This window comes from Halomonas sp. NPDC076908 (assembly GCF_050269715.1).
Classification (GTDB): domain Bacteria; phylum Pseudomonadota; class Gammaproteobacteria; order Pseudomonadales; family Halomonadaceae; genus Vreelandella.
The window spans coordinates 1-22,570 of record NZ_JBNNIW010000003.1 but is presented as its reverse complement, the minus strand read 5'-3'; the positions used below and the strand labels follow the sequence as shown (position 1 = coordinate 22,570).

At 50.3% G+C, this 22,570-nt stretch carries 28 protein-coding genes; 9 read left to right on the top strand and 19 right to left on the bottom strand.

The window, feature by feature from the left end:
- Window positions 1-13: 13 nt before the first annotated feature.
- The 3 genes from ACQKE4_RS02315 to smrA all read right to left on the bottom strand — a co-directional run bounded on the left by ACQKE4_RS02315 (window position 14) and on the right by smrA (window position 2,427).
- Window positions 14-1,324 carry a type II toxin-antitoxin system HipA family toxin gene (locus tag ACQKE4_RS02315; RefSeq protein ID WP_427386716.1) on the bottom strand — a complete coding sequence of 437 codons (1,311 nt, stop codon included), beginning with the start codon at window positions 1,322-1,324 and terminating at the stop codon, window positions 14-16.
- A complete protein-coding gene (locus ACQKE4_RS02310) occupies window positions 1,324-1,653 on the bottom strand; it encodes a helix-turn-helix transcriptional regulator (RefSeq protein WP_427386715.1) in 330 nt (109 codons plus the stop codon). The genes ACQKE4_RS02315 and ACQKE4_RS02310 overlap by 1 nt, the downstream gene beginning before the upstream one ends.
- Before the next feature lie 183 nt (window positions 1,654-1,836).
- Entirely contained in the window at window positions 1,837-2,427 is a 591-nt protein-coding gene (smrA, locus tag ACQKE4_RS02305; RefSeq protein WP_427386714.1) for a DNA endonuclease SmrA, read from the bottom strand.
- Between the two features lie 183 nt (window positions 2,428-2,610).
- On the opposite strand from smrA, the gene ACQKE4_RS02300 reads away from it, so the two are divergent.
- The 3 genes from ACQKE4_RS02300 (at window position 2,611) to ACQKE4_RS02290 (ending at window position 4,178) form a co-directional block, all read left to right on the top strand.
- A complete protein-coding gene (locus ACQKE4_RS02300; protein ID WP_427386713.1) occupies window positions 2,611-3,093 on the top strand; it encodes a gamma-glutamylcyclotransferase family protein in 483 nt (160 codons plus the stop codon).
- 75 nt (window positions 3,094-3,168) lie between these two features.
- A complete protein-coding gene (gene wrbA, locus ACQKE4_RS02295) occupies window positions 3,169-3,792 on the top strand; it encodes an NAD(P)H:quinone oxidoreductase (protein ID WP_427386712.1) in 624 nt (207 codons plus the stop codon).
- On the top strand, window positions 3,789-4,178 hold the full coding sequence (locus ACQKE4_RS02290; RefSeq protein WP_427386711.1) for a DUF2069 domain-containing protein: 390 nt from the start codon (window positions 3,789-3,791) through the stop codon (window positions 4,176-4,178). Before wrbA ends, ACQKE4_RS02290 begins: the two co-directional genes overlap by 4 nt.
- A 19-nt stretch (window positions 4,179-4,197) precedes the next feature.
- On the opposite strand, the gene ACQKE4_RS02285 is transcribed toward ACQKE4_RS02290, so the two are convergent.
- The gene (locus ACQKE4_RS02285) at window positions 4,198-4,887 is read right to left on the bottom strand and encodes a cytochrome b/b6 domain-containing protein (protein ID WP_427386710.1); all 690 of its coding nucleotides are present in this window, start codon (window positions 4,885-4,887) and stop codon (window positions 4,198-4,200) included.
- 243 nt (window positions 4,888-5,130) lie between these two features.
- On the opposite strand from ACQKE4_RS02285, the gene pdxH reads away from it, so the two are divergent.
- Window positions 5,131-5,775, top strand: coding sequence for a pyridoxamine 5'-phosphate oxidase (gene pdxH / locus ACQKE4_RS02280; protein ID WP_427386709.1), 645 nt, complete (start codon window positions 5,131-5,133; stop codon window positions 5,773-5,775).
- 82 nt (window positions 5,776-5,857) lie between these two features.
- Here the strand turns inward: pdxH and ACQKE4_RS02275 are convergent, their stop codons facing one another.
- Window positions 5,858-8,605, bottom strand: a complete 2,748-nt coding sequence (locus ACQKE4_RS02275) for a GNAT family N-acetyltransferase (protein ID WP_427386708.1) — start codon at window positions 8,603-8,605, stop codon at window positions 5,858-5,860.
- Window positions 8,606-8,709: 104 nt separating this feature from the next.
- On the opposite strand from ACQKE4_RS02275, the gene ACQKE4_RS02270 reads away from it, so the two are divergent.
- Window positions 8,710-9,651, top strand: coding sequence for a histone deacetylase family protein (locus ACQKE4_RS02270; protein ID WP_427386707.1), 942 nt, complete (start codon window positions 8,710-8,712; stop codon window positions 9,649-9,651).
- 104 nt (window positions 9,652-9,755) lie between these two features.
- Window positions 9,756-10,388, top strand: coding sequence for a helix-turn-helix domain-containing protein (locus tag ACQKE4_RS02265; RefSeq protein ID WP_427386706.1), 633 nt, complete (start codon window positions 9,756-9,758; stop codon window positions 10,386-10,388).
- A gap of 21 nt (window positions 10,389-10,409) precedes the next feature.
- On the opposite strand, the gene ACQKE4_RS02260 is transcribed toward ACQKE4_RS02265, so the two are convergent.
- From ACQKE4_RS02260 to ACQKE4_RS02240, 5 genes are all read right to left on the bottom strand, one after another.
- Window positions 10,410-10,760, bottom strand: a complete 351-nt coding sequence (locus ACQKE4_RS02260) for a TusE/DsrC/DsvC family sulfur relay protein (protein WP_427386863.1) — start codon at window positions 10,758-10,760, stop codon at window positions 10,410-10,412.
- 2 nt (window positions 10,761-10,762) lie between these two features.
- On the bottom strand, window positions 10,763-11,053 hold the full coding sequence (gene tusB, locus ACQKE4_RS02255; protein ID WP_427386705.1) for a sulfurtransferase complex subunit TusB: 291 nt from the start codon (window positions 11,051-11,053) through the stop codon (window positions 10,763-10,765).
- Window positions 11,054-11,063: 10 nt separating this feature from the next.
- Window positions 11,064-11,429 carry a DsrE family protein gene (locus ACQKE4_RS02250; RefSeq protein WP_427386704.1) on the bottom strand — a complete coding sequence of 122 codons (366 nt, stop codon included), beginning with the start codon at window positions 11,427-11,429 and terminating at the stop codon, window positions 11,064-11,066.
- A gap of 11 nt (window positions 11,430-11,440) precedes the next feature.
- Complete coding sequence (gene tusD / locus ACQKE4_RS02245; protein ID WP_427386703.1) at window positions 11,441-11,830, bottom strand: sulfurtransferase complex subunit TusD; 390 nt, start codon at window positions 11,828-11,830, stop codon at window positions 11,441-11,443.
- A 123-nt stretch (window positions 11,831-11,953) separates the two neighbouring features.
- Window positions 11,954-12,634 (bottom strand): Bax inhibitor-1/YccA family protein, encoded by a 681-nt coding sequence (locus ACQKE4_RS02240; RefSeq protein ID WP_290832632.1) that lies wholly within the window; start codon window positions 12,632-12,634, stop codon window positions 11,954-11,956.
- Window positions 12,635-12,796: 162 nt separating this feature from the next.
- Between ACQKE4_RS02240 and ACQKE4_RS02235 the strand changes: the two genes are divergently transcribed.
- Window positions 12,797-13,555, top strand: a complete 759-nt coding sequence (locus tag ACQKE4_RS02235; protein WP_427386702.1) for a dienelactone hydrolase family protein — start codon at window positions 12,797-12,799, stop codon at window positions 13,553-13,555.
- 70 nt (window positions 13,556-13,625) lie between these two features.
- Here ACQKE4_RS02235 and ACQKE4_RS02230 read toward each other — a convergent pair whose 3' ends face one another.
- From ACQKE4_RS02230 to ACQKE4_RS02195, 8 genes are all read right to left on the bottom strand, one after another.
- A complete protein-coding gene (locus ACQKE4_RS02230; protein ID WP_427386701.1) occupies window positions 13,626-13,787 on the bottom strand; it encodes a hypothetical protein in 162 nt (53 codons plus the stop codon).
- Between the two features lie 161 nt (window positions 13,788-13,948).
- Window positions 13,949-14,983 carry a LacI family DNA-binding transcriptional regulator gene (locus ACQKE4_RS02225; RefSeq protein WP_427386700.1) on the bottom strand — a complete coding sequence of 345 codons (1,035 nt, stop codon included), beginning with the start codon at window positions 14,981-14,983 and terminating at the stop codon, window positions 13,949-13,951.
- 121 nt (window positions 14,984-15,104) lie between these two features.
- A complete protein-coding gene (locus tag ACQKE4_RS02220; protein WP_427386699.1) occupies window positions 15,105-16,037 on the bottom strand; it encodes a 3-keto-5-aminohexanoate cleavage protein in 933 nt (310 codons plus the stop codon).
- 34 nt (window positions 16,038-16,071) lie between these two features.
- Window positions 16,072-17,040 carry a 3-hydroxyacyl-CoA dehydrogenase gene (locus tag ACQKE4_RS02215; RefSeq protein ID WP_427386698.1) on the bottom strand — a complete coding sequence of 323 codons (969 nt, stop codon included), beginning with the start codon at window positions 17,038-17,040 and terminating at the stop codon, window positions 16,072-16,074.
- 37 nt (window positions 17,041-17,077) lie between these two features.
- Complete coding sequence (locus ACQKE4_RS02210) at window positions 17,078-17,851, bottom strand: SDR family oxidoreductase (RefSeq protein ID WP_427386697.1); 774 nt, start codon at window positions 17,849-17,851, stop codon at window positions 17,078-17,080.
- Window positions 17,852-17,901: 50 nt separating this feature from the next.
- On the bottom strand, window positions 17,902-19,170 hold the full coding sequence (locus tag ACQKE4_RS02205) for a TRAP transporter large permease (RefSeq protein ID WP_290832645.1): 1,269 nt from the start codon (window positions 19,168-19,170) through the stop codon (window positions 17,902-17,904).
- A gap of 2 nt (window positions 19,171-19,172) precedes the next feature.
- Window positions 19,173-19,700, bottom strand: coding sequence for a TRAP transporter small permease (locus ACQKE4_RS02200; RefSeq protein WP_427386696.1), 528 nt, complete (start codon window positions 19,698-19,700; stop codon window positions 19,173-19,175).
- 59 nt (window positions 19,701-19,759) lie between these two features.
- A complete protein-coding gene (locus ACQKE4_RS02195) occupies window positions 19,760-20,758 on the bottom strand; it encodes a DctP family TRAP transporter solute-binding subunit (RefSeq protein WP_427386695.1) in 999 nt (332 codons plus the stop codon).
- A gap of 342 nt (window positions 20,759-21,100) precedes the next feature.
- Here ACQKE4_RS02195 and ACQKE4_RS02190 point away from each other — a divergent pair, with 342 nt between their 5' ends.
- Window positions 21,101-21,286, top strand: coding sequence for a hypothetical protein (locus tag ACQKE4_RS02190; RefSeq protein WP_427386694.1), 186 nt, complete (start codon window positions 21,101-21,103; stop codon window positions 21,284-21,286).
- Window positions 21,287-21,371: 85 nt separating this feature from the next.
- On the opposite strand, the gene ACQKE4_RS02185 is transcribed toward ACQKE4_RS02190, so the two are convergent.
- Complete coding sequence (locus ACQKE4_RS02185) at window positions 21,372-21,554, bottom strand: hypothetical protein (RefSeq protein WP_427386693.1); 183 nt, start codon at window positions 21,552-21,554, stop codon at window positions 21,372-21,374.
- Window positions 21,555-21,781: 227 nt separating this feature from the next.
- On the opposite strand from ACQKE4_RS02185, the gene ACQKE4_RS02180 reads away from it, so the two are divergent.
- On the top strand, window positions 21,782-22,570 hold a 789-nt coding region (locus ACQKE4_RS02180; RefSeq protein WP_427386692.1), incomplete at its 3' end, for an IS30 family transposase.

The following is a 22,570-nucleotide window of genomic DNA, read 5'->3' as shown; positions in this document are numbered from 1 at the left end:
TTTAGGCGGCCTGCTAAATAGAGAGGCGAAGATTGGTTTCAACCTCATCTATCAATGACACAGGCACATGGTGTGCTTTAGCTAACCTACGCCATTGCGCTACGTGCTGGATGGTTTCGTCGATCATGTCGTTGATTTTTCTGCGGGTAAACAGCGGGCTGAGTTTTTCTAACGAATAAAAGTCGTCACGAGAAAAATGGTTGCGCTTGCCATTTAAACTCATCCAATGGCGATTGACCCAAGGGCTACCTGGTTTGTAGCTATAAGCAAGATCATAAGCTGGAGCGAGTGACCATTTGCCTGCGTTAAGAATAAATGCAAAATTTTTCGCGTGATCGTCGTGATTTCTAGCAACTATGTTGAAAACCATGCGTTTAAATAGCTGTTCAGCTTCTATCGCTGATAGCCGCAATTGCCTGGCTACACCCAATAACTCTGCGTACGAAAATGAGCCTGGTTTTTTATAATCAACATGGGCTATCCCATTAAGTGTCTGCACATGTAGTTTACGGTTGCCTACTCGATCAAAACGCTGGGTTAAAAAGTGACGTCGTTTGCCTTCATTAAGCAACTTGCAAGGCATCATTTCTATACCACAGGCTTGAGCAAGCAGGTGATAGACGTATTCCATGGCACCGTAGCCCAGTGGATCACCAAATGTCTCACGGTCTTTATTGTGCTCACTGACACCATCGAACTTCATTAAATAATGCGTGAATTCTTCTGGGATGGTGGCTTGCCCTGAACGTACCTCCTGAAAATCCTGATTGAAGGCTAGTACTGCTTTTGGTCGCGCTCCACCTGCACTCATACCTACAGATAGTAAGGCCATCATAGCCTCTCTATCTTCTTGCCCCTCCCTGCTAAGATCAACGGTGAAATCTGCCCGGCTATCAAGTATTTCCTGTGCAATGCTAACCAACGATGCTATTTCGACCTGGGTGGAGGAATTTAGCCTACGTAGTTTGGTGGCAGGTGAGTACTCAAGTGCTCCCATGCCCCGCTTTCCGGTATATTGCAATCTTTGTAGCGGCGTAATATCGTCGGTTTGCCCCCCTCTGCTAGCAACCCAGGCATTCAGTACCGCATTACCAAAATCATCGGGCAAGGAGTCGGCAATCAATCCTGGTAACCCTTTGAATGTCTCGTAACTAAGCTCAGGAAAGGTATATATTTTATTTTCTAAAGGCATTTTAATAGGCGAAAGTTCAACACCATTTTTAACAAACGAAGCATCGTATTCGAAAGCACCAATGCCCGTATCGGTATCGAAACTGACCGCACCTACGTAGCGTTCAAGATAGTTAACATCGACAACTTCCATTACCATTCCAGCGCTTCCTCATCTTGGTTTTTTCTCTGACCAGATGCGCGTTGACGCTGTTTACCCTGTAGCTTCGAGAGTTGCACAGGCGAAATAATTTGTTTTGGTATAAAGTGATTTAGCTGTGCCGTTAAATTGAGAGCCATCATGATGGCGATCAACGTCTCCAATTGAACCCTACCCTTCTCAGCGTTGAGCACTACTTTTCTCGAGACACCTGCTAACTCAGCGACTTCTGACTGTGTCATGTCGTGATTGAGGCGCGCCTGCTTTAGGCGTTCCCCTAATTCTTCGGCAATGGCTGCAGGTGTCTTAGCATGAATGCTCATAATGTCCTCATAGAAGCACATAAAGCTAAAAAAAGCTTTTTATGTTCCCAATATAGCACATGAATAAGATTTAAACAGATGGTTTAAGGATCCAAAAAAGGCACTTTAGCTGTAAAAAAAATCCCAAAGTGCCTAAAAGTGGACTTTATGGAAACCTGTGCAAAGACTTGTTCTTCGCATCTATTACCCCCGCCGCTTCTGCTGACGCTCGCGGTTATTGGCTTTGGCGCGGTCGCTTTTGCGAAGCATCACCCAGGTAGCGCCTAGCCCCCCTTCTGAAGGCTGTGCGGATACGTACGCCTGCACTTGCTCAAACTGGCTGAGCCACTTGGCAAGATACGAGCGCAGCACATTGGCGGGGCTATCTATCTCTCGTCCACGACCGTGCACGATCAACACAGAGCGTAAGTCGTTGGCGTAAGCGTCTTGAATAAAGGGGAACAGCATACGGCGGCACTCAGACAGCGGTCGCCTTAGCATATGTAACTGGGCCTGAACGCTATAGCCACCGTGCCTCAGTTTATCGACAACGCCCTGTTGGATTCCCTCACGGCGAAACTCCATGGGGTCAAAAGGGGGCAGTAGATCGACAAAGTCATCGGATAGGAAGTTTTGCGACCCAAGCTCTTCAGCGGCCCATTCACGCCGGGCTAGTTGGGCCTCAGAAGGTTTTTTGCGGTTAGAGGCAGGCTCTGCGCGATTACTCGGTGGTAGCGGCTTAACATCGCCTACTAGCGCACGGAAATCTATCTCATCACGAAGTGGCTGATTCATGGCAGGCTCCTCCGGTAGGGTCTAATAATCACCTAGTTTGCATACTTAGCTTACATACACAGCCTAGCAAACCCAGGCAGTTTGCTTAAGCAGATTAAATAAGTCGATAACCTAGGTCTTGTCATCGGCTATTTAGCGCGCCAAGCTACGTAGCCAACCTTTAACCACGCTAAGAGAGGCATCATGGCTTGGCTTAAGCGCCTATTGGTAGTTAGTGGTTTGGGGCTAATCAGCGTTGCTGGATGGCTATGGCTCACGATGCTCAGCCCCTGGTTTTATGATCGCCCCGATGAAATACCCGATATTGAACAGCGCACACACCATGTGTTTGTGTACGGCACGTTGCGCTACGCCCCTATACGGTTTGTGGTAATGGGCAGTTTTGGCGCGCCGGAAGAAGCCGTGCTTGAAGGATATCAGCGTAATGGGCTTGACCTTTCCCCGCAGCCAAATAGTCAGGTTGAGGGCTTGCGGCTACGGGTTGATGCCACTGAACTGGCCCGTCTGGACCGCTATGAACGGCTAGGAATTCGCTACGAACGTGTTAAAAAGACGCTTAATGATGGCAGCAGCGCTTGGGTCTACTTGCGCTTGCCCGAAGCACAAAATGCTTTTTCCCCACACGACAATTCATCCTTAGCTCAGCTATCCCACTCGCTCTGGTAACATAGACCTTAATGTCGACTCTTTTACCAAGGCAGCTTTTGAAAGCTCTATTTAATCGCCCCTTCAGGAATCCTTATGAGTGATATGACGCCCTACGTTTTAATCCTTTACTACTCACGCTCAGGTGCGACGGCCACAATGGCCCAACAAATCGCCGCTGGCGTAGAAAGCGTGGCCGGTATTCAAGCACGTTTACGCACGGTGGCGCCGGTTTCTACCACCTGTGAAGCCGTTGACTCTGAGATTCCAGCAGAAGGTGCGGTTTATGCTGATCTTGATGATCTACGCAATTGCAGCGCGTTGGCACTGGGTAGCCCTACGCGTTTTGGCAATATGGCGGCACCGCTAAAATATTTCATTGACTCCACCAGCAGTCTTTGGATGAACGGTGCTCTGATTGATAAACCGGCCTGTGCGTTCACTTCAACCTCAAGCCTACACGGTGGTCAGGAGAGCACCCTACTGACTATGCTGGTTCCGCTGTTACACCATGGCATGGTCTACGCTGGTGTACCCTATAGCGAAACGACCCTTCTTGAGACACAAACCGGTGGCACACCCTATGGTGCAAGCCATCTGGCAGGTGCGCGCAGTGATCGCTCGGTAGACGATCACGAGCGCGCACTATGCGTTGCCCAGGGCAAACGTCTGGCTCGTCTCGCGCTCGCGCTTCACACCATGCGTCAGGAGGCAGTATGAGACAGTGGTTAGAAGATATGGAAGCACGTCACGGGATTGATAACCTCACCCAAAAAACTCGCCAGCTAGTGCTGGTCAGCTTTGTTCTACTGCTGTTACTGGTTATTTATCGGGGTTTTCTGCTACAAGGTGACGAGTTTAACTGGCGCCCAGTGGTCGCTTTTGTTCTACCCTTGGTGCTTTTTTTGCCTTCGATTATTGGTAAACGGGCGCGGGGCCATGCCTGGTTAGCTTTTGTCAGCCTGCTCTATTTCACTCAGGGCGTGATGCTAGTCACCCTACCGGGGCAAGGTATCCGTGGCGTTCTTGAGGCGATTATCGCACTGGCGCTATTTACGGGCTGTATGGGCTACGCGCGTTTTCGCAGCCGTCAGCTCCGTCAATAACGACATCCATTGTTGCGTTTTAAAACCACAGCCAGAGCACAACGCCTGCAGCGATAAATAAGATGCCGATTGCGCGTAAACGTAGTGTCGCAGGATTCAGCGACTCGTTACGCGCATCCAATGGCTGTTGAGGTAAGTGTTTGGTGCCAGAAAGCATCGCTGCAAGGAGTGGTTCACCCAGCAGCCGATGGGCGATTAACGCTACAAAATGCAGCCCGATCAATATCAGCAGTAGGTCACTGTTGAAATAGTGTAAGGTTCTAAGCTGACTGCTGGCATCTTGTCCGAACAGACCATAGAGCGGTCCCTGAAAAAAAATATCATCACTTAAAAAAAGGCCACTCACGGCCTGAAAGCTAAGCGAAAGCAACATAACTATCACCATCCAGCCGCCCAATGGGTTATGGCTGGCATAGGCGCTAGTTTGACGCTTTATTACTGCTTTTGAATAGGCAACGGTTTTAGAGGGTGGGTATAAAAACGTACTGAACCTAGCGTACACGCTGCCTAACGCACCCCAAAGCCAGCGAAACGTGAGCAACCCAAGCAATAAGTAGCCCGCTTGAGCGTGTACTTCGATGGGAAATAGAAAAGGTGCTCCGCCGGTCTTAGTAGTATAAAAAGAGACCAGCACAGCGAAGACCAACCCCCAATGAAACAGACGGATCCATAGATCCCACACCTCAATAGTTACCTTGGTATTGCGCATACCCAAGCCTCTTTCTGCAATCGTGAGCTAGTACTGGAGAGCTAACAGTCGGTGAGCCCGTAATAAATAGTGAGAGATTTTCGCATTTATTACGACGTTCTCAAAGAATTCGAGACAGTTAGTCATAACACTGGCTAAAATAACAGCAGTGTTGGCGCACGTTTAACGTCCATTGATGACGCTGACTTGAGCTTTACACAGAGACCAGCGAACATGGATGAAAATTCAAGGGAGAAGCATTCAATGACACGTAACATAGCCGATATAAGGCGTGATTATGAAGGCGGCAGGTTAGATGAGTCTCAGGCACCCGACGATCCATTCGTGTTATTCGATGAGTGGTTTACGCTGGCCCTAGAAAAAGAGGGCAAAGATGGCAATGCCATGACGCTATCAAGCGTTGATAGTCAAGGCAGGCCTCACGCCCGAGTTGTTCTGCTAAAGGGGTTTGACGAGCGCGGTATGGTCTTCTTCACCAATTATCATAGCCATAAAGGCAGTGAGTTAAGCAATGTGCCTTACGCGGCGATGACCTTTTGGTGGCCTTCCCTTTCTCGCCAAGTGCGTATTGAAGGGCCCGTTGAGCAAGTATCCGCGGAAGAGTCCGATGAATACTTTGCAAACCGCCCCCGTGGCAGCCAGCTCGGTGCTTGGATTGCCACCCAAAGCGTTGTGATCCCAGGCCGTAAGTGGATTGAAGAGCGTCAGAGTCGTTTTGAGCAAGCCTATGATGGCCAAGAGATTCCACGACCTATTCATTGGGGCGGCTACCGTGTTACACCTGAAATGATCGAGTTTTGGCAAGGCCAGCCAAGCCGTTTGCATGACCGGCTGCGCTTTGAGCGCCGTGATGGCGGTGAATGGAGTCGTTTCCGCTTAGCCCCTTAATACGTGACAACTACTAAGACGTTAAAAGGCCTGCCAATGATTAGGCAGGCCCTTTTACCCGGATATGACTCGTTCAAGAGCGTTAGTCGGGCAAACTCTCCAGCCGGTGACGCTGCCACTCACTTTCAGGTTCATTCAAACGCATGACCGCATCAATCACCTGCTCTTCCATGTTGTAGCGGCATTTAAAACCTAAGTGCTTCATTAGCGCTCGCATCGGATGATTATCCACCATAATTTTGCCTATCATCTCCAGAGTGCCGATGTTAGTGCAGTAATCGATCATTTTCTTCATCAGCAGGCTGCCAATCCCTAGTCCCTGCAAATCATCACGAATAATGACCGAGAATTCAGTACGAATATTGTCTGGATCGTTCCATACCCGCACTACCCCAAGCATCTCTTTGCTGCCATCGTCGCCTAAATATTCAGCAATGAACGCCATCTGCCGGTCGTAATTGATATGTGACAGAATCGACAGGTCACGCTGGGTCAGATTGGATTTATTATGGAAATAGCGGAAACGAATGCTCTCTTCCGAGAGTTGGCGATGGAAGGTGGTGATCAAATGAGCGTCTTCGGCACGTATAGGCCTAACCTCGACCTGCCAGCCGTTTTTCAGTGTTACCCATTCACGCAACTCTTCAGGATATGGCATGATAGCAAAACGCGATGGTGAGCCAAGATCCATGGCAAAATCCACCGCGACCATACCATCACGATTCAGCAGCAGTGGATTGATTTCCAGCCCGCGCAGATCACTCAGGTCAGACGCCATTTGCGATAGCTTGACCAGCATTTGGCACAAATGCTGAATATCACGCTCTGGATCAGCAGAGTGCTCACGGATCAACGAAGCAGCGTGGGTTCTCCCCACCACATCGGCGGCCAGGCTCATATTGAGAGGTGGCAGCGCAATCTGGCGGTCAGCCAGCACGTTAACCTTATAACCACCGATACCAAAGACGATCAGTGGGCCAAAGACCGGATCACGGGTAATACCCGCGCAAATCTGCATCGAGTGCTTGCCCCGCTGCATAGGCTGCAAGCAGTACTCGCGGATCGCATATTCAGGAAATTTTTCAGCGACTTTTTCGCCTAGCTGGCGAACACCTTCAGCTACCTGCTCGGGTGTGTCCAAATCCTGTAGCAAGCCTGCTGAAATTTTATGCGGGTGCTTACGGTAACGATAAGGCCGGCAATTGCCTTCATGCACCACTTTCAGGGCTTTGGTGCCACCAATCTCTCCTGCACGGGCAAGCGCTTCATCTGGGTTAGCCAAATAGACGCTTGGAGCCGTGGGTATACCATACGCCTCAAGCACTTGAGCCGTTTCAGAGTGGGTTAAGGTTTGCCTGCCCTGCTCTTTTGCCTGCTTAATTAACGTGCGACACTGGGCACGTATTTCAGGGCTGGTCGAGAATGGAAGACTGGGTGGTATTTCCTGCAGTAGCGCTTGAACGCGCTGATAAATCACCATATGCATGAACGCCTTAACGGCTTTTTCGGGTGAAATATAGGTTGGAATTCCGGCTAAATTACAGATATGGCGTGCATTAAGCGCCTCTTTTAAGCCCATCCAGCTAGTGAGCAGATTGCGACGAAATTTCTTGCGGTTATCGATCAGCGCCTGAGCGGTCACAAGGGAGGGCGCCATCCGGGTAGGTGCGTGGACGACCAAAACTGCATCCACATTGGTATCCGCGGCGACAATCTCGAGTGCCTGCACGAACCGTTCGGGAGTAGCGTTGCCGCCTAGATCCACTGGATTCTCGCCTGGCTTGCTCATATCGACTTCGCTACGGTGTAGCGCTGCCTGGGTTTCGGCACTAAATTCGGCCAATTTTCCGCCCGCGCTGATCAGCTTATCGATAGCCAACATTGCGGGGCCTAAGCCGTTAGAAACGATGGCTAAGCGGTCACCCTTGAGGGGTTTCATGCGCGACAGGGTTTCCAGCGCATCAAGCAGCTCATCAGAATCGTCAACCCGCACTACCCCTGCCCTGGCAAAGGCGGCATCAAACACCACATCACGATTGGCAATGCCAGGCGTAGGTGCCATACCGGAAATATCCGACTCGGGTGTGCGGCCGCTTTTTATCGCCAGTACCAGACGGTTACGCGAGGCATCACGCACTGCGGTCATAAAGTGCTGGGCATCGCTAATACGCTCAAGGTGTAACATGATAGCTTGGGCAGGCGAAAACTGATTTACATAATCAATCAGATCAGGCAGCAACACATCAACGCTATCGCCCACCGTAATCAGGTGTGAAAAGCCCACATCCCGCCCGGCAGCCCAGTCAATCATGGCATTGGCGAGCATTCCTGACTGACCTAGATAAGCCACGCGTCCGGCTTTTACTGGCTGGCTGGCATAAGAAGCGTTAAGCTTTTTGCCCGGCACGATCAGCCCCATGCACTCAGGGCCCAACACCCGAATACCTGACACTCGCGCAGCGCTTAGCATGCGCTCACGAATAGAACCTTTATTGCCTTTGTCGCGGTCTAAATGAGCGCCACCCGAGAGTACTAACGCCGCTTTAACACCATACTGGCCGAGCTTTTTAATTAGACTAGGAACGCCGTCGATCGGTGAGCAAACCACGGCTAAGTCGGGTATTTCCGGTAGCTCGTTAACGCGGCTAACACAGGGTACGCCAAATACTTGAGAATACCCTTTTAGATTGACCGCCCAAAGGCTGCCTTTAAAGCCCGCCTCTTGAATATTACCCAGCACTAGGCCACCCAGCGAAGCGGGTTTTTCAGAGGCCCCGAACACCGCTATTGAGCGAGGTTCAAAAAAATGATGCAAAAAGCGCGTGCTCACAAAGGAGTCTCCTCTGAAATAGATAGCGGCCATACGACTTATGGACACTGTCGCGTAGGGCCTGGAGGCGATTAAGGTGACATCTATAATAATGGAGCGTTGGAATGATTACCGCCTACCTTACTCACCCGGACTGTTCATTGCACCATATGGGGCCAGAGCATCCTGAAAGCCCGCAGCGTCTGGAGGCTATTCGCGCTCGCCTATCGCTTGCTGGACTATTACAGCAAACCATGCAGGCTGATGCCAAAGAAGCCTGTGAAGATGCATTAGCCAGGGTACACCCCTTACGTCATCTGCGCGCGTTGGAAAAGTGCTTACCTAAAGAAGGTATCGTGACGCTGGATAGCGACACCATGATGAATCCTGATAGCTTGCAGGCCGCAAGAGTAGCAGCGGGCGCAGTGATTCGCGGGGTCGATCAGGTATTTAAACGTCAGGCGGATAATGTTTTTTGTGCTGTCCGGCCGCCGGGGCACCATGCGGAAGCCAGCGATGCCATGGGCTTCTGTTTTTATAATAATATTGCCGTTGGTGCTGCACACGCTCGCGCCAAATATGGTGCCAAGCGGATCGCGATTCTAGATTTCGATGTGCACCAGTGTAATGGCACCATCGATATTTTTAAAAATGACCCTGAAATTCTGATTTGCACCAGTTTTCAGTATCCGTTTTACCCATGGCGATATTTACGCAGTGAGTGGCAAAACGTGGTGAACACACCGCTTGAAGTGGGCACTGATGGGCCCGAATTTCGGCGCATTATTGAAAACCATTGGCTCCCCGCCCTACACGCCTTCAAGCCAGATTTGGTCATGCTATCCGCTGGTTTTGATGCCCATCGTGATGACCCCATGGGAGATATCTGCTTAGAAGATGAAGACTTCTACTGGATTACCCACCTGGCCATGGAGATTGCCACGCTATACGCCGATAACCGCATCGTCTCGGTGCTTGAGGGGGGCTACAACCATAAGTCACTCGCCAGTGGCGTAGAAGCCCATTTGAAAGCCCTGTTAGGACTGCCCTTTGCTGAAGTTCCTTAGACATTAGTTGCCTGGACATTACCCTTGCTCGACGGTGAGAGTTTGAGCTGTGCTATCATGCACGTTTTCAAATGCCCAAGCTAACGCAGCCAATGTGACGATTTATGACCGCTACTTCTGAAGAGCATGCCGCGCTGCGTATCGCATCGGGAAGCAAACCGTTTGTTGAGCCGCTACGCTTAGGCGAGCGGCTCAAGCAAATCCGTCTCGCCAATCAGTGGACCTTAGAAGACGTTAGCCAACGCACGGGACTGGCACGTTCAACGCTATCCAAAATTGAGAACGACCAAGTCTCACCTACGTTCAGCGTAGTGCAAAAGCTGATTACAGGTCTTAACATCGATCTCCCTCAGTTGCTTACGCCTCCTAAACGGGAGCGCTATACCATGGGGCGGCGAGATTTGACCCGAAAAGGCAAAGGACAACTGCACCCTACCCCAACTTACGAACATGAATTACTGGGGCATCAGTTAGCTCAAAAACGCATGATCCCTTTCAAAACCATCGTGAGAGCACGCAGCTTTGACGAGTATCACCAGTGGGTACGCCACGATGGTGAGGAGTTTTTGATGGTCTTGCACGGCGACATCATGTTATACACCGAGTTTTACGCCCCACTAGTGCTGGCTGAAGGTGACAGCATTTACTTCGATAGTGATATGGGACATGCACTGGTATCTACCAGCCAAGAGGACGCAATCGTACTTTCAGTTTGTACCCGTGGTGATGCTATTTAACTGCAGTGCAAAAGACCCGCCTCAAAGACAATTGGTAGGCTTGGGTAAACCGGCAAGCCGAGCAATGCGTTTAGCCGGGCTACCGGGGAAAAGCTGCATCAGATAAATTGAGCGCCCTTTCTCATCTCCCAATGCATTTTTCGTTGCCTTAACAAGCGGCCGCATGGCGGGCGCCATTTCGTAGCGCTGATAAAAATCACGTACTACGTCAATAATCTCCCAATGTTCAGGTGTTAAGAGCAGTCCCTCTTCCTCTGCCATCAACTCAGCAACAGCTCCGCTCCAGTCCGATTGATTGACGAGGTATCCTTCTGGATCTAGCGGCCATTGTTTATTTGAATCAAGATAACGGTATATTTTTGAATCTGACATCATTAGTACCAGGTCACTGACTTAGTATGCTGTTCGGTAAGCGTTACAAGCTCATCTATGTCGATTAGAGGAAGCGCATTTTCTTTAGCGATACTGGCTAACCCTCGAGACACAACGTCTTCCGCTAAGATAAAAATACGCGACTGATAACGTTCCCAAGCAAGCCATTCTGGATTGAGAGCTGCTGTAACAGCGTCTTCAATCAGCACCACTGCATCGCCCTCCCCAACCGCTTGCTGTATCTGTATTGCTGCGGTGCTATGGGGCGCTTTTGTGAGAATATGTAGGATCATTTCCGCCCCTTTAGAAATTCAGTATTTGGCTATGCTGCTGAAATAACGTGACTACCTCATCAGCGGCCAAGAGCGTAACATCTTCTACCAGTTGATCAGGCGGAATACTCATCGTGCGTAGCGTCTCTTCTGGCACCAAGAGTTTATCAATATCATACATTTCTAACATGTCGATGATGGGTAACGTTGCTTTTTGCCCAGGCGCGCCGCTGCCCTGCTCTTTTAGCAGCGCCATTATGCCTTGTCCCATAAACAGTAAATGTACGGGCTTGCCAAAGGCGGCGGCCACTAATGCCGCATCTAACCCCTCGCGTAATAAGTTAGAGCTATGTGGCGCGTGACGAATAACAACCAGCAAAGCGTCTGTTGTGGCCATGGACACTCCTATTAAGCAAAGGTAATGAAACGATCGGAGCGCTGCTGTAACTCAAGCAACTGGCCTAATCCGGTTAATTCAAACGGTGGCGCTACATTAAAGGCCTGCATACCATGGCGTTGCGCTTCAGACTCACTCATTAAGCCTCTGCGTAGCGCCGCAGCAATGCATACATCTAAGGGCACCGCATGCTGCTGGTGTAGCTCAGTCCATGCCTGGCAGAGATTGAGTTCATCCTGAGGAGGAGCCATTAGTGTCGAGGCATTATGTACCCCGTCATGATAGAAAAACACGCCAGTTAAACAGTGACCACGGGCGATGATGGCATGCGCAAAGCGCAGCGCCGAGTGTGGCGAAGCGCTACTGTACGGTGCCCCCATCACTAATAAGCCGTACTTCATTAGCGAATACCCGGTTATGGTTAATCTAAAAAGTTTACCTAAAAAAAAGACAGACCCTTTTAGGGCCTGTCATCTTATCTAGCACAATGCACGTTTGGACCATGCATCTAATGCTATCTACGATCAGTCGTTGCTCATAATGCCGAGAATAGACAGCAGGCTCACGAACAGGTTGTAGATCGATACGTAAAGCGTAACGGTGGCGAGAATGTAATTAGTCTCACCGGCGCGATGAATAATCTCACTGGTTTGATACAGGATAGCGGCTGAAGCAAACAGCACGAAGCCTGCAGAAACCATCAGTGACAGCGCAGGAATGTTAAAGATGAAACCTGCAATCATGGCAAGGATCAGTACGATGGCGCCCGCCATCAGGAAATTGCCTAAGAAGCTAAAGTCTTTCTTGGTCGTTAGCGCAACCGCTGACAAACCAACGAAGGTTAGCCCGGTCATTGCCAATGCGTTCATGATCAACGCACCGCCGTTAGGCAGCGTTAGGTATGCTGACAGAATCGGCCCTAACGTGAAGCCCATAAAACCAGTAAACGCAAACGTTGCCAACAAACCAGCTGCAGAGTTAGCCGTTTTGTGAACAAGAAACATCAAACCATAAGCACCAATAAAGAACACAAAGATGTTCATTTGTTGAATGCCTAGCGCCACTGCTGCGCCAGCTGTCACTGCTGAGAACAGCAAGGTCATCGCGAGTAATGCATAGGTGTTACGCAACACCTTATTAGTACTGACACTATTAGCAACGTCGCCCGACTGGGGACGTGCAATACGTGAATCGTTGTAAGCCATGTGTTAATGCTCCCTAATGGTATTTCCAACAACGGACAAGCATGCCGTTACCGAGTTCCAGACGCAAGCCTTTGTCTTCCACGCAAATAGTGGTTCAACGCTGTTTCAGCTTAGCAAGAATTGTCTATGCTAGCTAAACACTTCCTATAGGACACCGCAAAGATGAAAAAAATTCTACTCCCTGCCGGTTCGTTAACACTATTTACATTGGCCTTACCTGCCTTTGCCTTCTCACCCGCTGGCAATGACATCGCCTATACGGTGAACGACGAAGCGTTTCAGGGCTATTTTGTCTCAGCTGGCGAAGAGGCACAAGGCAGCGTGCTGATCATTCATGACTGGGACGGGCTGGATGATTATGAGCGCCAGCGAGCCGATATGCTGGCCAGTGAAGGTTACGATGTTTTTGCTGTGGATCTATTTGGCGAAGGCAACCGCCCCCAGGAAGTAGATGATAAGCGGGCCGCCACCAACCGCCTTTACGAAGACAGAGAGCGGATGCGCACCCTGACGCTTGCAGGCTTAGCGCAAGCACGAGAGCAAGGAGCCGCCGAGCAAACCGTAATTATGGGGTACTGTTTCGGTGGCGCGGTGGCCTTGGAAATCGCTCGCTCTGGCGAAGCTGAAGGTATTGCCGCTTATACCAGTTTTCATGGTGGCTTAACCACGCCTGAAGGGCAGGCTTACTCAAGCGATACGGCACCTATTTTCATTGCTCATGGCGGTGCCGACAGCGCAGTAAGCTTAGACGATGTTGCCATCTTGGCTGAAGAATTAGAAACCGCGGGTGTCACTTATGAAGTAGGCATTTATTCAGGTGCACCCCATGCCTTCAGCGTATTTGGTAGTGATGCCTACCACGAACGCGCTGATCAGCGCTCGTGGGAAGCCTTTAATGATTGGCTAGAAGAGATGCTGTAATTTCCTGTTACTAACCGAACACCTAGTGGCACGAGCCGTGCCGCTAGGTCATCGACTAACAAGACATTATTTAGCTTTGTGCTTCTTCTTCGTCATCTTTATGCGCTGTAACAGGCGTTACCGCTGTTTGACGGGCATCTTGTGGTGAGCTGTACAGACGTGCATCAATGACGTGTAAAACCGCCAGTTGCGCAAAAAGCACAGCAAAGCAGAGGATCAAACCTTTCAACATGGCGGGATTTCCTTAGAGGACTAATAAAATCAAACTAAACATATGATAGCGCTAAATGTGCTAAACACAATGGCGCCACACGTGAATTAAATAGCGCCTTCCAGCGACATATGCTTTAAAAAAATACCTTATTAAAACGCTGCTTTTTAGCATGCATGCTTTTAGGAAGTGCTTTTAGAATGCATTGTTGGCGCCGTGCTTTGACGAATCCGAGGGGTTACGGGTAAGACTAACTGCTCCGGTAGCACGTCAGGATTATTAATATGTTTAAGCAAAAGCTCCGTGGCCTTAGCGATCATTTGCTCTACCGGTTGCTGAAGGGTGGTGAGCGAGTGGCTGGGCCAAGCCGACATCGCCATATCGTCAAACCCCACTACTGAAACATTATCAGGCACCGTTAAATGCAGCTCATCACGCAATGTTTCCATGACGGCAATGGCCATTAGGTCATTGGCTGCAAAGAGTGCATCAGGCATAGCCTCACGTTGTCGACCGGCAAACAAACGACGTGTAGCATCGCAGGCGTCGTCATAGCGATAATGCCCTACATCGTATAAAAAGCATGCTTGCCCTTCTGCTGCTAAACCAGCTTTAAACCCTTCCTCGCGCTGGCGGTTTGTGGTCGATTCCGGAATGCCGGCTAAATAGGCAATCCGTTGGCGACCTAGCGATGCCAGATAGCGCCCTGCCCAGTAGCCACCTTGGAAATTGTCGCTGCCAACCTGGCTAATACCTGAATACTCCACAGTGCGATTGATGATCACGACCGGAATGCCAAAATCAGCTACCTCTGCAGCCTGGTGCTGATTCAGGGTAATCGCCAGCATCAGCACCCCCTCAACCTGGCTACGAATCAAATCATCTACCACCATGTCAAAATCGCCATTCTGGGGAGCAAAAAACAGCAGTAGATGGTAGCCCTGATCCTGTAAAAAGCGTGAAGCTTTCTCTAGCAAATAGGCGTAAAAAGGATTCTGTAAACTGTAGGTAACTACCGCAATGGTGCGGCTTGAGCGGGTGATTAATGAACGGGCGATAGTGTTTGGTCGGTAGCCCAATTGGCGTGCCGCCTCCATCACTTTTTTGCGCGTTTTTTCAGACACACTGGACGCTGGAGAAAAGCTGCGACTTACCGCTGATTGGGATACCCCGGCAAGCTGGGCAACATCCCGTGAAGTGATGGATTTTCGTTTCATTGATTCAACTTATTAGGCGATTAGTTAACTAGCTTAATAGCGCTTTGTCATTCGTAATACAGAGAAGGAGGCTTTTGCCTGAGCCTCCTCGTCTCGGCCAAGGGCAAGCCATAGATTTTATTTAAAAGCCCACGTTATCGGCGCCTTTAAGCTCCAGCATCACCCGTGCTTCATCAGGAGTGGCAATCTCAAAAGAGAGTGACTCTAACAATTCGCGTACCCGCGTTACTTGGCTAGCGTTGCTTTCTGCCAGCTTGCCAGGTTCAAGCCAGAGTGAGTCCTCTAGCCCTACCCGCACATGCCCACCCATGGCAGCTGATTGGGCCGCAATGCGCATTTGACTACTACCAGCGCCTAATACCGACCATTCATAGCCTTCACCAAATAAGCGGTCGGCGGTACGGCGCATATGCAGCACATCTTCATGGTGTGGGCCAATGCCGCCCAATATACCAAAGACGCTCTGTACAAATATCTTACCGTCGACCACTCCACGATCGACAAGATTGCGCAGATTATACAGGTGGCCGATATCGTAACATTCGCACTCGAAGCGAGTACCATTCTTCGTGCCCAGGGTGATCGCCTTCTCAATATCCGCGAAGGTGTTTTTAAATACCAAGTCGCGGCTATTTTCCATGTGGTCACGCTCCCATTGGTGCTCAAAAGAGTGGTAGCGATTTAGCATCGGAAACAGGCCGAAGTTCATAGACCCCATATTCATCGATGCTAGTTCAGGCTGAAACTCCATCGCCGGGCGCATGCGCTCTTCGACGGTCATATGGGGGCTTCCTCCCGTCGTTAAATTAATCACTGCACGGGTAGCTGTTTTGATCTTAGGTAAAAACTGCTCAAACACAGCGGGGTCTTGGGTGGGTTTACCATTAACGGGGTCGCGGGCGTGCAGATGCAAAATGGCCGCGCCCGCTTCGGCTGCAGCAATGCTGGCCTCGGCAATTTCTTCAGGCGTTACTGGAAGGTGGGGTGACATGGAGGGCGTATGAATCGCACCGGTCACCGCACAGGAAATAATAACTTTACGTTTCTGAGCCATGCTGAGCTCTCCTTATTGTAATAAACCAAGCTAGTTATTCAGGCATTGAGCGTTGATGGGCCATCAGCGCCATCAGTCGGCGGTCACGCCACTCATGGCGAGCCGACAGCTCAGCATTGGGCAGAATGGCACGTCGCTCTTTATCCAGGGCTTGTAGCGTTGCTTCATCCCAAGGGTTCTCTTTGCCGCGCTGCTGGTCTACTTGGTGGTACAGAGGGCCATAACGGCTGGCGTAATCCACCACACCTGCAGGCGCATTGAGATCAATGGTTTCAAACGGCCCCATGAATGACCAACGCAGCCCTAGCCCGAATTTCACGGTTTTATCGAGGTCTTCAGCAGAAACATAGCCATCGCGGAATAAGCGCAGCGCTTCATTAAGCAGCGCGCCCTGTAAGCGGTTGAGTACAAACCCCTCTATTTCTTTACGCACCAAAATCGGTGCCTGCTGAGCGGCTTCCATCAGCGACAAGGTGGTGTTGGTCACCGCGTCAGAGGTATGAGGTGTGGGCACCACTTCAACGAGAGGAATTAAATATGGCGGGTTGACCGGATGCGCGACTAAGCAGCGCTCGGGATGGCTTAAGTGGTCGCTAAAAAGCGACGCGGCGATGCCAGAGGTGGAACTGGCCAAAATAGTGTCGTCTGCCACGACCCCTTCGAGCTCACGATAAATAGCTCTTTTACCCTCAATATTTTCGGGACCGCACTCTTGCACGTAACCCACACCCTGCATAGCGCTAGCGAGATCCCCCTCAAAACGAATATTTGCCATCACTTGATCCACCTCAGCGACCAACCCTGCCTGCTGAAGATCAATCAGCGACTGGCGAACCGCCGCACCGGCATGTTCAAGCGCAGTAGTATTAACGTCGTATACACTCACTTTAAAGCCAGCCCTGGCAAACACAATTGCCCAAGCGCGACCAATCAAACCCGCGCCGACCACGCCAATCGTCATTGCAATTGGTTGTACCTGCGCGCTTTCAGTTACTGATTGCATGAATATCGCCTTTTATTTTTCGTTATAGGAATTCAGGTCATAAGGTTTCAACGTTGCCACATACGCTTAACGCCTGCCCAGAGATATTCGCGCCACCTGGGGCAGACAAAAATAGTGCCATTGCCGCAACGTCAGTCGGCTCAATCATTTTACGCATGGAAATTTTGGCGAGATTCTCTTGTTCCATGGCGTCGTAGCTAATACCCCGTTTGGCGGCGCGCTCTTTGATTACGTTTTCAATGCGCGGGCCACGCACAATTCCGGGTAAAATCGCATTAACGCGAACACCTTCCGGGCCTAGCTCGCAGGCCAGACTCTTGGTTAGCCCAACGACTGCCCATTTACTGGCTGCATAAGGCGTGCGGTAGGCAAACCCTAAACGCCCGGCAACAGAGGCAAGGTTAATCATTAACCCCTGGCTTTCGCGCAGTAACGCCGCTGAACGGTGAGCTACGCGATACTGTCCGTTCAAATTAATATCAATGGTACGTGTCCACTCCTCCTCGCCGATCTCCTCGATACCGGCCGTCGGCCCGGCAATACCCGCGTTGTTAACCACCACATCAAGCCCACCGAGCTGCTTCAGATCCTCAAATAGCCGGGTAATATCGGCCTCTTTACTGACATCCGCTAACGTATAGGTAATACCTTCCGGTAGTGACGCCATCGCCGCTTCATCGACATCACACACATGCACGGTTGCCCCTGCTTCCTTAAAGGCCTTAGCAATAACTAACCCAATGCCATTGGCGCCTGCGGTCACCAGTACCTTTAAGCCTTTCCTCGGTATTAAGCTTTCGATAACTGACATAGTCTTTCTCCTTGTTATTGGATCTGTTATTGGGAACTTTCAGTGACGAATTAGAGTGACGGTAGCCACGTGGACAGCGCGGGTATCACACTAATAATCAGCACATTAACCAGCACGATTGCAACAAACGGCAGGATGGCACTGGTTAACCGAGCCACACCGATCTTGGAAATTTGTGAAGCTACGAAGAGATTTAAACCAACGGGAGGAGTAAACATCCCCATGGCCAGGTTGACCACCATGATGATGCCGAAATGCACCGGATCGAAGCCAAAGCTAATCGCTATGGGCAGTAGTATCGGTACGAAAATAAGAATCGCCGCGGCGGCTTCAATGAACATGCCGACAAACAGCAGCAGTGCGTTGGCCATGATGATAAATGCGATAGGGCTGCCGATAGTTGAAAGGACAAAGTCCGACACCATGGCAGGCACCCGCAGGCTTTGCAGAATTCTTCCATAGAGCCCGGCAGCGGCGATAATGCTCAACACCACGGCTGTGGTAACTGCAGAATCTTGCAGTATGCGAACTAAATCACGCAGTTTGATCTCACGATATACCACGAAGCCGACGATAAACGAGTAGGCAACGGCAATAACAGCCGCTTCGGTGGGTGTGGTAATGCCGCCATAAATGCCGCCCAGAATGATCACCGGCATCAGAATCGCCAATAGCGCTTTACGTGCCGCTAGCAGCATCTCTTTAGGGGTGCTCTTTTGATTACCGCCGATGCCATTTTTGCGGGCAAAAATGTAGGCAAAGATTAGCAGCGATATGGTGACCAAGATGCCAGGCAAGATACCCGCAATAAACATATCGCCCACCGATACATTCGCGGCAATGGCATACAGAATTAACGGAATACTGGGTGGAATAATCACCCCAAGTGCCCCTGCAGCTGCCTGGTTTGAAGCCGCATAGCTCCCAGGGTAACCACGGGCAATCATCGCAGGAATTAAGATGGAGCCAATTGCCGCGGTAGTGGCTGCACCGGAACCGGAGATAGCGGCAAAAAACAGCGACGTGACAATCGCCACCATGGCCAACCCACCGGTCATACCGCCCACCAGTGTGTTTGAAAAATTAACCAAGCGCTCGGAAATTCCGCCGTGCTGCATCAGGAAACCCGCCAGAATAAAAAACGGAATTGCCATCAACGGAAACGAATTCACAGAGCCAATAAGCTGCTGAGTTACAATCAGCATGGGCATTAAGTCGCCATGCCATACGGTAATAGCGGACGCCAACCCCAATGAAAAGGCAATCGGCACCCCCACTAGAAACAGCCCTAACAGCAGGAGGAATAGCATGATGGCCATAATTAGCTAACCTCCGGCGGTTGAATTTCCGCCTGTTTGGGATGCTCTTTACCAACGACCTCATCAATAAGCAGCGCTACACTATTAACAAGAATCACAATGCCGCCTAACGGTACTGCCATATATGGCCACATCATTGATACACGAGTGCTGGGTGCCGTCTGGCTAGCTACACGCCCCACCAGATCAAACCCATATTTGATGATAATCAGAGCAAACAGCGCCGAACAAAGCACCACTAGCACGCGTAACACGCAAGCGAATCGTGGGCCTGAATACTCCAAAAGGATATCGACTGAAATCAGCGTACCCTTTCGATAGGCGTAGCCCGCGCCAATAAAGGTCAGCCAAATCATCGCAAAACGGGCTATTTCATCCGAAAAAAATAACGGCTTGCCTACAACGAATCGGGCAAACACTTGCCAGAAGATCAGCACCGTCATGGTCAGTAGCAGGAACGCCAAGCCCCAGCCGACGACACGATTAAACTGGTCAATGACTCTGTTGATCAGCATTAGAGAAGACTTCATAGCTGCCTCACCATTTACGAAAGAGCGCGGGAGGAGTTCCCCCCGCGTATTTCCTGGGCTCAGTAATCAAAGTTGAGAGCAGCCTCAACCAACTCTTCACCCACTGTAGGCGACCACTGCTCAATCACAGGGCGCACTGCTTCACGGAAAGGCTCAAGATCAGGCTGGGTGACGGTCATGCCGAGTTCTTCAAGCTGAACAAGATAGCGCTGTTCTAGTTCTTGGCTGGCTTCGCGCTGGAAGGGTAAGGCTAATTGTGCTGCTTCAAGAATAATGCTCTGGTCTTCTTCGCTGAACGAATTAAAGAGATCCAATCCCATCATCAGCGGCGCCGGTGAGTAGACATGCTGAGTCATGTTTAGGTAATCCTGCACTTCATAAAAATTCACATCGTAAATAGTGGGCAGTGGGTTCTCCTGGCTATCCATTACCCCCTGCTGAAGTGCGGTATAGACCTCAGTCCAAGCCATTGGGGTTGCATTAGCACCCAACGCTTCCCAGGTGTCTACCTGTACCCTGCTCTCTTGAGTCCGGTGATTAATCCCCTGAAGGTCTTCAGGACTGTTAAGTGCACGCACCGAATTCGTGTTATGACGGAAGCCGTTTTCCATCCATGCCAAGAACTTAACGTTCATCTGCTCTTCAGCCAGACGAGCGAGTTCTTCGCCATGCTCACTGTCTAGAAAAGCATACGCATGGTCATGATTTTCAAAAATATAGGGTAAATCAAACAGCATAAATTGATCGACAAAGCCGCCCATTGGCCCTGTTGAAGTAATGCCGGCATCAATAATGCCGAACCCCATTCCCTCTACCACTTCACGTTCGGCCCCTAATGCATTGTTATAGTGGGGCTCAATGCTCAGGCGCCCTTCTGAAAGCCGCTCCAACTCTTCGCCAAACTTCAATACGCCAACCCCCTGCTGGGAGTCAGGGCCCAGTGGCAAACTTACGTCAATAACCCGCTCTGCTTGCGCAGCCGCAGTGGTTGCCATTGCCAGAGCGATAGCGCCCGCTAATGCCGAGATTTTGCGTGGAGTAAGTTGGAAGTGATTCATGAGTTAATCTCCGGTTGTCATTATTTTTGTTGCGAGTTCATTGCCCGGCCTTTGAACCAAGCCTGGCAAAATTCAACATGGCTAGTTCTAGAAGAAAAAGACTACGTATTCAATATTTTCATCTAAATGTTTTTACTTTCGTCAATAAACACTTGAAAAATATGGAATATACTTTAGTATAATCTATTGAATACGTAGTCTTTATTTTTGATGGCCTAACGGTGACGGGCATCGAACAACGAACAAACAAACATACTTATTGACGCTCATCGGCGTGATGAGGCGTCAAAAAGCTATAGTTGGTCTACAGTTAAAGCTGGCTCACATACCAAGGAGAGGAGAATGTCGACTTTTGTCGTCTATCGAGCAGTAAAAGAAGGAGCAGAAATCGATTCACAGCCAGAGTGGTGGATAGTGGATACCCGGGAAGAGAGTGCGAGGGATGGAGAGCTAGTCAGGCACCGCTGTGTAACAAAACCTGAGGCTGATGAAGAAGTGAAAACCCTGAATCAGCAGTACGGTAGTTGATCTAAAAAAAGTGGAGGCTATCAGTAGAGCCTCCACTCGCATTGCTTATACACACACGACAAATGAGTGGGGCGTGCTAACTAAGCTAGTCTTTTACATCAACTTTACGTAGATCATCCACCGTGATGCCTTCTGGTAAATCTGATTCATCTGCAGGCAGCCATACCGGTGACAAATCGCTATCATCTCGACCGTCTGCATAATGATGCCCAGGGATGCGGTACACCACTTGGCTGTGTTGATGATCCCATGCAAATACGCGATCCATATGCCTATCCTGGTGAAAGAACACAGCAATACGACATCTATGCATTGCACGATGTTCCGCTCTCGACCACCATGGCATGCAATCGACAAGCCCATCTTTGATGATGTTAAATATTAGTCAATGATTTTGAAACGTATTACCTCGCGGTTTCGGATAATAAGTGCAATTGGTAAGAGGGCGGCCAGCTGGTAGAGTCGGCGCTCCTCCCGACCAAGAGAAAAGCACTGATGAGCTACAACCAGCTGACCGAAAACGAACGATACCAGATTTACATTCTAAAAAAAGCAGGCCACAGCCAATTGGCGATAGCGGAGAAAATGGAGCGGAGTCCGTCCACGATCAGCCGGGAGCTTCGCCGTAACAGAGGGCTTCGAGGTTATCGGCCTGGGCAGGCACAGAAGCTGTCGAGCGCTAGGAGGCATGATGCCTACAAGGCACGGAAGGTGACGGACGAGGTGCGAGGTGAGATAGAAACCTTGCTTCGTCAGGAGCTGAGTCCGCAGCAGGTTGCCGATTACCTGAGAAGGCACACAGGCGTATGTCTGCACCACGAGACGATTTACCAGTTGATTTACGCAGACAAGGCCAACGGTGGCGATTTGTATAGGCATCTTCGGGTAGCGTCAAAGCCCTATCGCAAGCGCTATGGCAGCTATGATCGGCGAGGGAAGATCAAGAACAGAGTGAGTATTGATGAGCGCCCTGCGGTCGTTGACCGGCGTAGCCGAATTGGTGACTGGGAAGGCGATACGATCATCGGCAAGGGTCGCAAGGGCGTTCTGCTGACGATGGTTGAGCGTAAGACGCTGTATACGGTCATTGTTCGCCTGACGGGCAAAAGAGCCGACCTGCTGGCGGCTGCAGCGATTGAGCATTTGGCGTCGCTCAAAGCCAGAATCAAAACCATCACCTTGGATAATGGTCTTGAATTTTCTGGGCACGAGGATATAGCGAAAGGTCTGGAGGCGGATATTTATTTTGCCCACCCTTATGCATCATGGGAACGAGGGATCAAT